10 protein-coding genes are annotated in these 14385 nt (G+C 70.4%); 7 read left to right on the plus strand and 3 right to left on the minus strand.

Features of this window, described 5'->3' with window-relative positions; genetic code table 11:
• The first annotated feature begins 22 nt into the window (after positions 1-22).
• From JJ685_RS27915 to JJ685_RS27930, 4 genes are all read left to right on the plus strand, one after another.
• On the plus strand, positions 23-1153 hold the full coding sequence (locus JJ685_RS27915) for a c-type cytochrome (RefSeq protein WP_201677663.1): 1131 nt from the start codon (positions 23-25) through the stop codon (positions 1151-1153).
• Between the two features lie 125 nt (positions 1154-1278).
• Positions 1279-3426, plus strand: a complete 2148-nt coding sequence (locus JJ685_RS27920) for a TonB-dependent receptor family protein (protein WP_201677664.1) — start codon at positions 1279-1281, stop codon at positions 3424-3426.
• Between the two features lie 19 nt (positions 3427-3445).
• Positions 3446-4513, plus strand: a complete 1068-nt coding sequence (locus tag JJ685_RS27925) for an XdhC family protein (protein WP_201677665.1) — start codon at positions 3446-3448, stop codon at positions 4511-4513.
• A 79-nt stretch (positions 4514-4592) separates the two neighbouring features.
• Positions 4593-5474 (plus strand): alpha/beta hydrolase family protein, encoded by an 882-nt coding sequence (locus tag JJ685_RS27930; RefSeq protein ID WP_201677666.1) that lies wholly within the window; start codon positions 4593-4595, stop codon positions 5472-5474.
• Positions 5475-5479: 5 nt separating this feature from the next.
• On the opposite strand, the gene JJ685_RS27935 is transcribed toward JJ685_RS27930, so the two are convergent.
• From JJ685_RS27935 to JJ685_RS27945, 3 genes are read right to left on the minus strand one after another with little or no spacing between them, the layout of a single operon-like run.
• Positions 5480-6790 (minus strand): TRAP transporter large permease, encoded by a 1311-nt coding sequence (locus tag JJ685_RS27935; protein ID WP_201677667.1) that lies wholly within the window; start codon positions 6788-6790, stop codon positions 5480-5482.
• Positions 6791-6796: 6 nt separating this feature from the next.
• A complete protein-coding gene (locus JJ685_RS27940; protein ID WP_201677668.1) occupies positions 6797-7330 on the minus strand; it encodes a TRAP transporter small permease in 534 nt (177 codons plus the stop codon).
• A 10-nt stretch (positions 7331-7340) separates the two neighbouring features.
• Complete coding sequence (locus tag JJ685_RS27945) at positions 7341-8309, minus strand: TRAP transporter substrate-binding protein (RefSeq protein WP_201677669.1); 969 nt, start codon at positions 8307-8309, stop codon at positions 7341-7343.
• A 135-nt stretch (positions 8310-8444) separates the two neighbouring features.
• Here JJ685_RS27945 and JJ685_RS27950 point away from each other — a divergent pair, with 135 nt between their 5' ends.
• The 3 genes from JJ685_RS27950 to JJ685_RS27960 are packed head-to-tail and all read left to right on the plus strand — an operon-like array spanning position 8445 to position 14318.
• Positions 8445-12131 (plus strand): hydantoinase B/oxoprolinase family protein, encoded by a 3687-nt coding sequence (locus JJ685_RS27950; protein ID WP_201677670.1) that lies wholly within the window; start codon positions 8445-8447, stop codon positions 12129-12131.
• 23 nt (positions 12132-12154) lie between these two features.
• Positions 12155-13222, plus strand: a complete 1068-nt coding sequence (locus JJ685_RS27955; protein ID WP_201677671.1) for an NAD-dependent epimerase/dehydratase family protein — start codon at positions 12155-12157, stop codon at positions 13220-13222.
• A gap of 28 nt (positions 13223-13250) precedes the next feature.
• Positions 13251-14318 (plus strand): dihydrodipicolinate synthase family protein, encoded by a 1068-nt coding sequence (locus tag JJ685_RS27960; protein ID WP_201677672.1) that lies wholly within the window; start codon positions 13251-13253, stop codon positions 14316-14318.
• The last annotated feature ends 67 nt before the right edge of the window (positions 14319-14385 follow it).

The following is a 14385-nucleotide window of genomic DNA, read 5'->3' on the forward strand; positions in this document are numbered from 1 at the left end:
GTCCCTGCACCAGGAGCCTGCCATGAGCATTCGCCGTTTCGCGCGAAGGGTCCTTTGTACCCTCGCGGCCTGCATCGCGCTCGGCGCTACGAGCGCCGGGGCCGAGCCCCTGCGCATCTGCGCCGATCCGGACAACCTGCCCTTCAGCAAGTCCGAGGGCCCCGAGAAGGGCCTGTACGTGGAACTCGCGCGGCTGGTGAGCCAGAAGCTCGGCGAGTCGCCCGAGTTCGTCTGGTGGCTCACCTACAACCAGCGCAAGGCGCTGCGCAACACGATCCTGCAGGATGGCTGCGATGCGTACTTCGCGCTGCCGGCCAACGCGGACTACCGCGTGCGCGGCTTGCTGAAGACGAAGCCCTTCCTCGACGTGAGCTACGCGATCGTGGCGCCGTCCGTGCTGCCCGTGAGCGGCCTGGCGGATCTGCGGGGCAAGCGCATCGGCGTGCTGCACGGCTCGCCGCCGCACATCCTGCTGGCGGCGCAGCAGGGGTACGCGACCAGCAGCTTCCGCGCGAACGACGAAGCGCTGGCGGCGCTGGAGCGGGGCGAGGTCGAGGTGGCGATCCTCTGGGGGCCGAACGCCGGCTACGAGAACGCGCGCCGGCACGGCGGCCGCTGGCAGGTGACGCCCGTCACCGGCGAGGGCCTGGGCGGACAGGTCGCCGTCGGCGTGCGGCGAGGACAGGACGAACTGGCCGCGCGCATCGACAAGGCGCTGGCGGAACTGCAGCCGCAGATCGAGGAACTGGCGCGCAAGTACGGCTTCCCGCGCGGCAAGCCGATGCCGCTGGTGGCACGCCGGGTCGCGCCCGACGCGCGATCCGCCAACCTCTCCGCGGGCCTGACGGTGCATTCGTCCATGGTGGCGCGCACCAACGCGCCGGCCGCATCGGCCCCCGCCGAGGGCGTCATCCCGGGCCGCACGCTGTTCAACAACGTCTGCTCGCATTGTCACGGCACCGACGGCGCCAGCCCCGTGTCCGAACGCGACCTGCGCAAGCTGCAGCGGCGCTACAAGGACAACTGGAAGGACACCGCCTTGACCACGATCAAGAACGGTCGCCAGGATGCGGGAATGCCCTCATGGAAGGCGACCTACAGCGACGCGCAGATCGAGGAGGTGATCGGCTTCCTCACCACCTTGCAGAAGTAGGCGGCACGGGGGCCGCGGGCGAACGGGGGCTGGCTGCGGCCGGCCCTCGTCGCGTCTGAGTGAAATCCCTCCCTCAGCCCTGAATCCTCGCACCGCAGAATCCGTCCGATCCCCGGGGAGCCCCAATGAGAACGACCGTCCTTGCAGCCGCCGCGCTGGCGTCCCTGCATGCCCACGCGCAGACACCCGCGAACGCGCCGCCCGCCCAGGAGGCCGAACGCACGCTGCGCCCCGTGGTGGTCACGGCCACGCCCGGCGTCGCGCAGCGGGCCTTCGACACGGCGGCTTCCATCGACGCCCTCGACGGGGCGACCATCCGCGACGCCAACCTGCAGGTGAACCTGTCCGAGAGCCTGGTGCGCGTGCCCGGCGTGGTGGCGCTCAATCGCCAGAACTACGCGCAGGACCTGCAGATCTCGGTGCGCGGCTTCGGCGCGCGCTCCACCTTCGGCGTGCGCGGCCTGCGCCTGTACGCCGACGGCATCCCGGCCACCGCGCCGGACGGGCAGGGCCAGATCTCGCACTTCGACCTGACTTCGGCCGACCGCATCGAGGTGCTGCGCGGCCCCTTCTCGTCCCTGTACGGCAACTCCTCCGGCGGCGTGATCAGCATCTTCACCGCCGACGGCGCGCCGGGCCTGCAGGCCGAGGCCGCCGGCGCGGTCGGTAGCGACGGCGTGCGGCGCGTGAACGCGCGCTTCGCCGGCGAGCAGGGCGCGTGGAACTGGAACCTGAATGCCCTGCATTTCGAGACCGACGGCTTTCGCGAGCACAGCGCGGCGAAGCGCAACGGGCTCAACGCCAAGGTGAAGTGGCAAGGCTCGCCCGACACGCGCGTCACCTTCGTGGCCAACGCCGTGGACATGCCCGACACGCAGGATCCGCTGGGGCTCACGCGGGCCGAATTCGAGGCCGACCCGCGGCAGGCCAGCCCGGCGGCGCTGCAGTTCAACACCCGCAAGTCGGTGGACCAGCAGCAGCTCGGCATGGTCCTGGAGCACCAGTTCAACGAGGCCAACGGCCTGAAGCTCACCGGCTGGCGCGGCCAGCGCGGGACGGAGCAATTCCAGGCCATCCCGGTGGCGACCCAGGCGCCGATCACGCATCCGGGCGGGGTGATCGACCTCGCCCGCGACTTCATGGGCGTCGACGGGCAATGGATCTACAAGACCCGCGTGGGCGGCAACCCCCTGAGCTTCACCGCCGGCCTGTATGCCGACCAGCTGGACGAGCACCGCCAGGGCTTCCAGAACTTCGTCGGCACCACGCTGGGGGTCAAGGGCGCGCAGCGCCGCAACGAGGACAACCGCGTGCGCAGCTTCGACCAGTACGCGCAGGTGAACTGGGACAGCGAGCGCTTCGGCGTCACCGCGGGCCTGCGCCACTCCGACGTGCGCTTCGAGTCCGAGGACCACTTCATCGTCGGCGCCAACCCCGACGACAGCGGCTCGGCGAAGTACTCGGCCACCACGCCCATGCTGGGCCTCATCTGGCACGTGAGCGACGTCCTGAACGTGTACGGCTCGGTGGGCCGGGGTTTCGAGACGCCGACCTTCAACGAGCTCTCCTACCGGCCCAACGGCCAGACGGGCCTCAATTTCGACCTGAGGTCCGCCTACAGCCGCCACTACGAGGTCGGCGTCAAGGCCGAACCGGTGCGCAACTGGCGCGTGAACGCCGCGCTGTTCCAGGCCAACACCTCCGACGAGCTCGTGGTGCTGACCAACCAGGGCGGCCGCAGCACCTTCCAGAACGCGAGCAGCACGCGCCGGCGCGGCCTGGAGGCGGCGCTGGCCGGCAGCTGGGCCGAGGGCTGGTCGACTTACGCCGCGCTCACCTGGCTGGACGCGACCTACCGCTCCGACTTCCTGACCTGCCCGTCGGCGCCCTGTCCCACGGCGGCGAATCCGCCCGTCGTGGTGCCCGCCGGCAACCGCATCCCCGGGATCCCGCGCGGCAACGCCTTCGCCGAACTGGTGTACCGGCACGCGCCCTGGGGGCTGGAGGCGGGGCTGGAACTGCGCTACGTCGGCAAGATCGCGGTCGACGACCGGAACACCGACTTCGCCCCCTCGGCAACCCTGTGGAACCTGAGGTTTGCGCTGGCGCAGAATTTGAACCGGTGGACCGTGCGTGAATACGTGCGGGTGGACAATCTCGCCGACCGGGACTACATCGGCTCGGTGATCGTCAACGAAGGGAACCGGCGCTTTTTCGAGCCGGCGCCGGGCCGCACCTGGCTGCTGGGCGTGAACGCCGTCTACGCCTTCTGATCGCGGGCAAGGAGACGCCATGGAAAACCTCGACGTGATGGTGCTGCGCACCCTGCGCGACTGGCGGGCCGCCGGCAAGCGGGCGCTGCTCGCCACCGTGGTCCGCACGTGGGGCTCCTCGCCGCGGCCGGTGGGCTCCATCATGGCCCTGGCCGAAGACGGCGCGGTGGTCGGCTCGGTCTCCGGCGGCTGCATCGAGGACGACCTGATCTACCGCCACACGCAGGCCTACTCCGGCAAGGAGCCGGGCCACCAGATCCCGTCGGGGCCGCCGTCCTTCGTCAAGTACGGCGTCACGGCCGACGAGGCGCACCGCTTCGGCCTGCCCTGCGGCGGCACGCTGGAACTGCTACTGGAATACGACCCCGGGTTGGGCCCGATCGAGGAACTGGTGCGTTCGCTGGAGGCAGGGCGGCTCGTGCGCCGCACGGTGCGGCTGGCCGATGGCCAGGTCACGCTGGCCGACGCCGATGCGCCGGAAGAGCTGAGCATTTCCGACGGACTGCTGGTCAATACCTTCGGCCCGGAGTACCGCATGCTGCTGATCGGCGCGGGGCAGATCACCGAATACCTGGCGACCATGGCGCTGTTCAGCGGCTTCGCGGTCACGGTGTGCGACCCGCGCGAGGAGTACCGGGGTTCCTGGAGCGTGCCGGGCGCGCGCGTGGTGGCCGAGATGCCCGACGACATGGTGACGGCCTTCCGGCCCGACCGGCGCAGCAGCGTCATCGCGCTGACGCACGACCCGAAGCTCGACGACCTCGCCCTGATGGAGGCGCTCAAGACCGAAGCCTTCTACGTCGGCGCCATCGGCAGCCGGCGCAACAACGAGGCGCGGCACCAGCGCATGATCGAGCACTTCGGCCTCACGGCGGCCGACCTGCAGCGGCTGCGCGGGCCCATCGGCGTCTATATCGGCAGCAAGACCCCGGCGGAGATCGCGGTGAGCATCATGGCCGAAGTGCTGGCCGTGAAGAACGGCGTCGTCCTGCCGCGCGACATGGAGGTGGGGCAGGCGAAGAACATGCGGGCGGTCCAGGGCAACGAGCCGGGGTCCATCGTCTGCGGCGTGGCGGCTGCCCGCTAGCTGGACCGATTCCCCCTCCCCCTCTCCGACAAGCACAAGCCGACCCGTCCCACCCGGGGCAGGCCGCAGTCTTGCTAGATTGGCCTTCGACATGCACGAGGAGCCGCTCGAACTCACGACCCCCGCCGGCAAGCTGAGCGGAACCCTGGCGCTTCCGGGCACCCGGGGCCCCTGGCCCGTCGTGCTGCTGATCGCGGGCGCCGGCCCGGCCGACCGGGACGGCAACAGCGCCCTGCTGCCGGGCGCCCCCGGCCACATGCGCAGGCTCGCGCAGGCGCTCGTCGCGAAGGGCATCGCCTCGCTGCGCTACGACAAGCGGGGCGTAGGCGCCAGCGTGCACCCCGGCCTCCAGGAGGAGGATCTCCGGTTCCGCCATCTCGTCGACGACGCGGTAGCGCTCGCCGGGCGGCTGCGCGCGGACCCTCGGCTGGGCACCCTGCTGCTGCTGGGGCACAGCGAGGGTGCCCTCGTTGCCAAGCTCGCGGCCCGGGACGCGCCCGCCCAGGCGGTCGTGTCGGTGGCGGGCGCCGGCATGCGCGCCTGCGACCTGATGCGCGAACAGCTCCAGGGCCGCCTGCCGGAATTGCTGGAAGAGGCCGTGCAGGCCGCGCTGGCCACCCTCGCGGACGAGCAGACGATGGACGATCCGCCGGACGCGCTGTGCCTGCTGTTCCGCCCCACCGTGCAGCCCTACCTGATCTCCTGGTTCCGCTACGACCCCGCCGAGGTGCTGGCGGACCTGCCGCTGCCGGCGCTGCTGGTGCACGGCAGCGCCGACGCGCAGGTGCCGGTACGCAACGCGGAGCTGCTGCATGCGGCGCGGCGGGATGCGCGGCTGCTGCTGGTGCAGGAGATGGACCACCTGCTGGCGGTCGAGGGCAATGCCGATGCGGGACCGCCGCAGATCGCCGGGGCGGTGGCCGAACTGGTGCAGCAGCTCGAACGCAGCACGGCGGCCTGAGCCGCCTACTTCTCCTTGCCCATCACCATGTCCGGCAGGACGGTGACGATCTGCGGGAAGAGCGTGATCAGGGCGATGCACACCACCAGGCAGGCGAAGAAGGGGATCGCCGCCTTCGCGATGGTGTTGCTGTCCTTGCCGGTCATGTTCTGCAGCACGAACAGGTTGAAGCCCACCGGCGGCGTCACCTCCGCGATCTCCACCAGCAGCACGATGAAGATGCCGAACCAGATCAGGTCGAAGCCGGCCTTCTGGATCATCGGCAGCACCACGGCGCTGGTGAGCACGATCATGCTGATGCCGTCCAGCGCGGTGCCGAGCACGAGGTAGACCAGCGTCAGCACGAAGATCAGCGAATAGGGCGACAGCTGCAGCGCGTTCACCCATTCGGCCAGCGCGCGCGGGATGCCGGTGAAGGCCATCGTCTTGGTGAGGAAGGCCGCGCCCGCGAGGATGAACATGATCATGCAGCTGCTGCGCGTGGTGCCCATGAGTCCTTCCCAGAAGGACTCCCAGGTGAGGGACTTGCTCCACCAGGCCAGCGCGAGCGAGCCCAGCACGCCGTAGGCGGCGCATTCGGTGGCCGTGGCCCAGCCGGCGATCAGCACCCAGACGATGAAGACGATCAGCGCGCTGCACGGGATCAGGTTGCCGGAGCGCCGGATCTTCTCGCGCAGGCTGGTCGGCGGATCGGCGGGAGGCACCTGGTCCGGGTGGCGCAGGCTCCACCACACGATGTAGCCCGAGAACAGGGCCATCAGCAGCAGCCCCGGCAGGAAGCCGGCCAGGAAGATGCGGATGATGGAGGCGTCCGCCGCCACCGCGTATACCACCATCGTGATCGAGGGCGGGATCAGGATGCCCAGCGTGCCCGCCGTGGCCAGCGAGCCGAGCGCGATCTTCTCGCTGTAGCCGCGCTTGAGCAGTTCCGGCAGGGCCACCTTCGAGATCGTGGCGCAGGTGGCGGCGGAGGAGCCCGACACCGAACCGAAGATGCCGCAGCCCAGGATGGTCGTGTGCATCAGGCGCCCGGGCACGCGATTGAGCCAGGGCCGCAGTCCCTCGAACATCTCCTCGCTCAGGCGGCTGCGGAACAGGATTTCGCCCATCCAGATGAACAGGGGCAGGGCCGCGAGCTCCCAGGAGGCGTTCGACTCCCAGAAGGAGGAGAACAGGTTGTTGCCCGGCGAGGTGCTGGTGAAGAAGGCCTGCCCCACCCAGCCGCAGATGGCCAGGGTCATGGCGATCCAGACGCCACCCGTCAGCAGCACCATCATCACCAGCAGCAGCAGGCCGCCCACGAGGAGGATGTCCATGGCTGCCTACACGTCGGAGGAGAAGTCGCCGCGCGCGTGCCGTTCCTCGACCGCCGTGACGTAGCTGGGCTTGGCCCCACGCAGCACGAGCACGAGTTCGTCCACCACCGCGACGAGCAGCAGCAGGGAGCCGAGGGCGAAACTCAGCTGCGGGATCCAGATCGGGATCGGCACCAGGCCCTGCGCGATCTCGTTGAAGGCCCAGCTGTCGTAGGTGAAGCGGTTGGCCCAGAAGGCGAGGTAGGCGACGGCCACCGCCGCCACCGCCAGGCAGGCGATCTCCAGCCGCCGGCGGGCGCGTTCGGGCAGGTGCTCCAGCAGCAGCGTCACCCGCACGAAGTCGCCGTGCTTGAACGCGTGCGCCATGGCGAAGAAGGAGGCGGCGGCGCAGAACCACGCCACCACCTCGTTGACGCCGCCGGTCCGCACCCCGAACTCGCGCAGCAGGCTCTGCGCCAGCATCAGCACGCAGATCAGGAGCACGAAAATGGCGCCGAGGGCGCCAGAGACGAGGTAGAGCCGGTCGAGGAAGCGGCGCAAACCGGCCGCCCTACTTCTTGTTGAAGGCGTTCACCAGCGCGACGCCGTCGGGCCCGGCCTTCTTCTGCCAGTCCGCCAGCATGATCGCGCCGACCTGCTTCATGTCCGCGGTGAGCTTGGGCGCGGGCTTCATGATCTTCATGCCCTTGTCCGCGAGCGCCTTCTTGTACCACTCGTTCTTTTCCTCCGACAGCGCCCAGCCGCGCTTCTCGGCCTCGGCGGCGGCCTTCAGGACGGCCTCCTGCGTGGGCTTGTCCAGCGCGTCGAAGGCCTTCTGGTTCACGATGATCGCGTTCTTCGGCAACCAGGCCTGCGTGTCGTACCAGTACTTGATGCTCTCGTAGGTCTTGGAGTCGTAGCCGGTGGAGCCCGAGCTCATGTAGCTGTTCACCACGCCGGTGGCCAGCGCCTGCGAGAGTTCGGCGGCCTGGATGGTCACCGGCTGGGCGCCCACCAGTTCGGCGATCTTCGCCGTGGCGGGGCTATAGGCGCGCCACTTCAGGCCGCGCATGTCGGCGACGGAGGCGAGCTCCTTGTTGGCGTAGATGCCCTGGGGCGGCCACGCCACCGTGTAGAGCAGCCGCATGCCCTGGGCGGCGAGCAGCTTGTCCAGGAAGGGCTTCTGGGCGGCGGCCAGCTTGCGCGCCTCGGTGTAGCTGCTGGCGAGGAAGGGGATGCCGTCGGCGCCGTAGATCGGGTTCTCGTTCTCGAAGTTCACCAGCAGCACTTCGCCGATCGGCGCCTGCGCGCTCTGCACCGCGCGCTTGATCTCGTTGGCCTTGAACAGCGAGGCGTTCGCGTGGACCTGGATCTTCAGCTTGCCGCCGCTGGCCTTCTCCACGTCGTTCGCGAACTGCACCAGGTTCTCGGTGTGGAAGTTGCCCGCGGGGTAGGCGGCGGGCAGGTCCCACTTGGCCTGCGCGAAGGCGTGGCCGGCCACGCACGCGGCCAGCAGGGGAAGGGCGGGTCGGAAGTTCATGATGCTCCAGGACAGTGCTCGGACGGTAAGCGGCCGAGCATAGCCGCAAGGACGATGCCAGCGCCTCCGGTGTTTCCCCGGCGACGCGGGCCGACACATCGCCGTGGCCGCGCAGGCTACAGTGCCGGGAAAGCCATGGCACAAGACATCCGCACTTCCTCCCCGCCCGGCCGCTGGCAGTTCTGGATCGACCGCGGCGGCACCTTCACCGACGTGGTGGGGCGCCGGCCCGACGGCACGCTGGTCACGCACAAGCTGCTGTCGGACAACCCCGAGCAGTACCGCGATGCGGCGGTGGCGGGCATCCGCCACCTGCTCGGGCTGCAGGCCGGCGAGGCGATCCGGCCGGAGCAGGTCGAGTGCGTGAAGATGGGGACGACGGTCGCCACCAATGCGCTGCTGGAACGCAAGGGCGAGCCCACGCTGCTGGTCACCACGCGCGGCTTCCGCGATGCGCTGCGCATCGCCTACCAGAACCGGCCCCGCCTGTTCGACCGCCACATCGTGCTGCCCGAACTGCTGTACGGCGAGGTGGTCGAGGCGCGGGAGCGCGTGGGCGCACACGGAGACGTGATCGAGGCGCTGGACGAAGCGCAGCTGCGGGACGCGCTCGCCGCCTCGCACGCGCGCGGCCTGCGCAGCGTCGCGATCGTGTTCCTGCACGGCTACCGCTACACCGCGCACGAGCAGGCCGCGGCCCGCATCGCGCGCGAGACCGGCTTCTCGCAGGTGAGCGCCTCGCACGAGACCAGCCCGATGATGAAGCTCGTGAGCCGCGGCGACACCACGGTGGTGGATGCCTACCTGTCGCCGATCCTGCGCCGCTACGTGGAGCAGGTGGCCTCCGAGATGCCGGGAGTGAAGCTGTTCTTCATGCAGTCCTCCGGCGGGCTCGCCGACGCGCATGCCTTCCAGGGCAAGGATGCGATCCTGTCCGGCCCCGCCGGCGGCATCGTGGGCATGGCGCGCACCGCGCGGCTCGCGGGGCACGACCGGGTGATCGGCTTCGACATGGGCGGAACCTCCACCGACGTGTCGCACTTCGCGGGCGAGTTCGAGCGCGAGTTCGAGACCCAGGTGGCGGGCGTGCGCATGCGCGCACCCATGATGAGCATCCATACCGTGGCGGCGGGCGGCGGCTCGATCCTGGAGTTCGACGGCGCGCGCTTCCGCGTCGGGCCGCAGAGCGCCGGGGCCAACCCGGGACCGGCGAGCTACCGGCGCGGCGGCCCTCTGGCGGTGACCGATGCCAACGTGATGGTGGGCAAGATCCAGCCCCGCTACTTCCCCAGGGTGTTCGGGCCGCATGCCGACGAGCCCCTGAGCGTCGAGGCGGTGACGGGCCGCTTCGGCGAGCTCGCGCTGCGCACCGGCCGCAGCGCCGAGGAGGTCGCCGAGGGCTTCATCGCGATCGCCGTGCAGCAGATGGCCAACGCGATCAAGAAGATCTCGGTGGCGCGCGGCTACGACGTCACCCGCTACACGCTCAACTGCTTCGGCGGCGCCGGCGGGCAGCATGCCTGCCTGGTCGCCGATGCGCTGGGCATGTCGCGCGTCTTCATCCATCCGCTCGCGGGCGTCCTGTCCGCCTACGGCATGGGGCTGGCGGACCAGAACGTGATCCGCGAGCAGGCGGTGGAACTGCCGCTGGAGGCCGGCAAGCTGCCGCAGGTGCAGGGCAAGCTCGATGCGCTCGCCGCCGCCGCCGAGTCCGAGCTGCGGCGGCAGCAGGTGAGCGGCGGCGCCGTGCAGGTGCGCCGGCGCGTGCACGTGCGCTACCAGGGCAGCGACTCGGCGCTGGTCGTGGCGGCGGGCCCGCTGCCGGAGATCGTCGCCGGCTTCGAGGCCGCGTACCGGCAGCGCTTCTCCTTCCTGATGCCGGGCAAGCCCATGATCGTGGAAGCGGTCTCGGTCGAAGCCATCATCGCCGGCGATGCGCCGGCGGAGCCGCGGCGGCAGGAGCATCCGCCGCGCGAGGTGCCGCGGCGCGAGAGCGTGCGCATGTACTCCGGCGGGCAGTGGCACGAGGCAGCCCTGTGCGTGCGCGAGGACCTGCGGCCCGGCGACGTGGTCGCCGGCCCCGCGATCGTGGCGGAGCAGAACGCGACCACGGTGGTCGAACCGGGCTGGCAGGCGCGCATCACCGCGCTGGACCACATCGTGCTGGACCGCACCGTGCCGCGCGCGCAGAAGTTCGCCGCCGGCACGCAGGTCGACCCGGTGCTGCTGGAGGTGTTCAACAACCTGTTCATGAACATCGCCGAGCAGATGGGGCTGCAGCTGCAGAACACCGCCTACTCGGTCAACATCAAGGAGCGGCTCGACTTCTCCTGCGCGCTGTTCGACGCCGAGGGCAACCTGATCGCCAACGCCCCGCACATGCCCGTGCACCTGGGCAGCATGGGCGAAAGCATCCGGACCGTGATCCGCGAGAACCGTGCCGCGATGGGCCCCGGCGACGTCTACGTGCTGAACGACCCCTACAACGGCGGAACGCACCTGCCCGACGTGACCGTGATCACGCCCGTCTATCTGAAGCCCTCCCCCTCCGAGGGGGAGGGTCGGGGAGGAGGGGAGCCCGTGACGGCCGGTGGCCCCGAACCGACGTTCTACGTCGGTTCGAGAGGCCACCACGCGGACATCGGCGGCATCACCCCCGGCTCCATGCCGCCCTTCTCGACGCGGATCGAGGAAGAGGGCGTGGAGATCGACAACTTCAAGCTGGTCGACCGCGGCGTGCTGCGCGAGCAGGAGATGCTGGACCTGCTGCGCGGCGGCCCCTACCCGAGCCGCAACCCCGAGCAGAACCTGGGCGACCTGAAGGCGCAGATCGCCGCCAACGAGAAGGGCGTGCAGGAACTGCGCCGCATGGTGGACCAGTTCGGCCTGGACGTGGTGCAGGCCTACATGCGCCACGTGCAGGACAACGCGGAGGAGTCGGTGCGTCGCGTGATCACGCGCCTGAAGGACGGCCGCTTCACGCTGCCCCTGGACAACGGCGCGCAGATCCAGGTCGCGATCCGCGTCGATGCGGCCGCGCGCTCGGCGGAGATCGACTTCACCGGCACCTCCCCGCAGCAGACGAACAACTTCAACGCGCCGCGCGCCGTGTGCATGGCCGCCGTGCTCTACGTGTTCCGCACGCTGGTGAGCGACGAGATCCCGCTCAACGCCGGCTGCCTGAAGCCGCTGAAGGTGATCGTGCCGGAAGGCTGCATGCTCAATCCGCGGCCGCCGGCCTCGGTGGTCGCCGGCAACGTCGAGACCTCCACCTGCATCACCAACGCGCTCTACGGCGCGCTGGGCGTGATGGCGGCCGGCCAGTGCACGATGAACAACTTCACCTTCGGCAACGCCCGCTACCAGTACTACGAGACGATCTCCGGCGGCAGCGGCGCGGGCGGCGTGTTCGACGGGCAGGGGCGCCTGGTCGACGGCTTCGCCGGGACCAGCGTGGTGCAGACCCACATGACCAACTCGCGCCTCACCGACCCCGAGGTGCTGGAGTTCCGCTTCCCCGTGCGGCTGGAAAGCTACGAGATCCGCGCCGGCTCGGGTGGCGCCGGCCGCTGGAAGGGCGGCAACGGCGGCGTGCGGCGCGTGCGCTTCCTGGAGCCCATGACGGCCAGCATCCTGTCCAACGGCCGCAGGGTCCCGTCCTTCGGCATGGCCGGCGGCCAGCCGGGGCAGGTGGGCATCAACCGGGTCGTCCGCGCGGACGGCCGCATCGAGCAGCTGGACCACATCGGCTCGGCGGAGATGCAGGCGGGCGACATTTTCGAGGTGCACACGCCCGGCGGCGGCGGCTTCGGCAGCGCGTAGAAGGCGTGTGCCATCATGCGGCGATGAGCGAGACGACCCCCGCCGGCGGGCCCCTGCTGGACGACCTGCCCTTCCCCGCGCGCTTCGAATCCGAGGCGGCGCTCGAGGACTATCTCGCCACGCCTTCTCGCGACCTCGTGCGCGACCTCGCCCGCACCGAGGGCGACCTGCTGGTGCTGGGCGTGGGCGGCAAGATGGGCCCGACGCTGGCCCGTCTGGCGCGCAACGCGCTGCCCGCCTCGCGCCGCGTCATTGCCGTCGCGCGCTTCTCGGAACCGGGTCTGCGCGAGGCGCTGCTGGGCCACGGCATCGAGACCATCCCGTGCGACCTGCTGGATCGCGACGCGCTGCAGGCGCTGCCGAGGTGCCCCAACGTCGTCTTCATGGCCGGCCGCAAGTTCGGGGCCGACGGCAACCTTCCCCTGACCTGGGCGATGAACGCGCACGTGCCGGCGCTGGTGGCGGAGGCCTTCCGCGGCTCGCGCATCGTCGCCTTCTCCACCGCCTGCGTCTATCCCTTCGTGCCGGTGACCGGCCAGGGTGCGAGCGAGGACGAGGTGCTGTCGCCTCCCGGCGAATACGCCAATTCCTGCGTCGGCCGCGAACGCATGTTCGAATACTTCTCGCAGCTGCACGGCACGCCGGGGCGCCTGTTCCGACTGAGCTACGCCATCGACATGCGCTACGGCGTGCTGGCCGACGTGGCGCTGAAGGTGTGGCGCGGCGAGGCCGTGGACGTGACCATGGGCCACGTCAACGTGATCTGGCAGGGCGACGCCAACGCGCAGGCGCTGCGCTGCCTGGCGGTGGCGACGGTGCCGACCTCGCCGCTGAACGTGAGCGGCCCCGAGACCACCTCCATCCGCTGGCTGGCGCAGGAGTTCGCTCGCATCTTCGGCAAGCCCGCCACGGTCACGGGGCAGGAAGCACCCACCGCCTGGCTGATGAACACCGGCGAGGCCGAGCGCCTGTTCGGCTATCCGCGCATCCCGCTCAAGCAGATGGTGGCCTGGGTCGCCGACTGGATCGCGCACGGCCAGCGACTGCTCGGCAAGCCCACCAAGTTCGAGAAGCGGGACGGGCACTACTGATCCCGCCCGGATCCCCGAGGAAGTTGCCATGCCCCTGAACCGATCCGATCTCCCCCGGGAGGTGCTGCAGCTGCTGGCCGACGGCGCGGTGATCCCCGCCCACCCGCTGGCGCTCGACGCGCGCCGCCAGTTCGACCGCCGCCGCCAGCGCGCGCTCACCCGCTATTACGTCGATGCCGGCGCCGGCGGCCTGGCCGTGGGCGTGCACACGACGCAGTTCGCGATCCGCGAACACGGGCTCTACGAGCGCGTCCTTGCCAGCGCGATGGAGGACCGCCTGGCCTGGAGCGACCGGCCCATGGCGATGATCGCGGGCCTGTGCGGCCGGACCGAGCAGGCCCGCAGGGAGGCGCGCATCGCGGTGGGCCTGGGCTACCACGCGGGCCTTCTCAGCCTCGCGGCCCTGGCCTCCGCCTCGGAGGACGAGAGGATCGCCCACTGCGAAGCGGTGGCGCAGGAGATCCCGCTGGTGGGCTTCTACCTGCAGACGGCCGTCGGCGGCCCGACCCTGCCGCACTCCTTCTGGCGCCGCTTCGCCTCGCTGCCGAACGCGCTGGCGATCAAGGTGGCGCCCTTCCACCGCTACCGCACCCTGGACGTGGTGCGCGGGCTGGTCGATGCGGGCGCCGAGGAGCGCGTCTATCTCTACACCGGCAACGACGACCACATCGTCCTGGACCTGGCGCTGCCCTTCACCGCGATGCGCGACGGCCGGCCGGTGACGGTGCGCTTCCGCGGCGGCCTGCTGGGGCACTGGTCGGTGTGGACCGCGAAGGCGGTGGAGCAGCTGGAGGCCATCAAGGCCGCGATTGCGACGCACGGCGGCAGCCTGCCGCCGCAGCTGCTGGCGCTGGACTCGCGCGTCACCGACTGCAACTCCGCCTTCTTCGACGTGAGGAACGACTTCCACGGCTGCATCGCGGGCTGCCACGAGGTGCTGCGCCGGCAGGGGCTGCTCGAAGGCATCTGGTGCCTCGATCCGCAGGAGGGGCTGGGGGCGGGGCAGCCCCAGGAGATCGACCGCGTGCTGCGGGAGCATGCGGACCTGGCCGACGATGCCTTCGTGCGGGCCAACCTGGAGCGGTGGCTGTCCTAGCTGCGTGGGACCCATGAAAAAGGCCCGCCGGGTGGCGGGCCTGCGCTGCGTGCGAGAAGCGCTGCTG

It is taken from the genome of Ramlibacter monticola, assembly GCF_016722785.1.
Taxonomy (GTDB): Bacteria; Pseudomonadota; Gammaproteobacteria; order Burkholderiales; family Burkholderiaceae_C; genus Ramlibacter; species Ramlibacter monticola.

Bases quoted from the DNA above. Each gene is read 5' to 3' on its own strand.
- JJ685_RS27915 (WP_201677663.1), top strand. From the start codon at position 23: ATGAGCATTCGCCGTTTCGCGCGAAGGGTCCTTTGTACCCTCGCGGCC.
- JJ685_RS27920 (WP_201677664.1), top strand. From the start codon at position 1,279: ATGAGAACGACCGTCCTTGCAGCCGCCGCGCTGGCGTCCCTGCATGCC.
- JJ685_RS27925 (WP_201677665.1), top strand. From the start codon at position 3,446: ATGGAAAACCTCGACGTGATGGTGCTGCGCACCCTGCGCGACTGGCGG.
- JJ685_RS27935 (WP_201677667.1), bottom strand. From the start codon at position 6,790: ATGGACATCCTCCTCGTGGGCGGCCTGCTGCTGCTGGTGATGATGGTG.
- JJ685_RS27945 (WP_201677669.1), bottom strand. From the start codon at position 8,309: ATGAACTTCCGACCCGCCCTTCCCCTGCTGGCCGCGTGCGTGGCCGGC.
- JJ685_RS27950 (WP_201677670.1), top strand. From the start codon at position 8,445: ATGGCACAAGACATCCGCACTTCCTCCCCGCCCGGCCGCTGGCAGTTC.
- JJ685_RS27955 (WP_201677671.1), top strand. From the start codon at position 12,155: ATGAGCGAGACGACCCCCGCCGGCGGGCCCCTGCTGGACGACCTGCCC.
- JJ685_RS27960 (WP_201677672.1), top strand. From the start codon at position 13,251: ATGCCCCTGAACCGATCCGATCTCCCCCGGGAGGTGCTGCAGCTGCTG.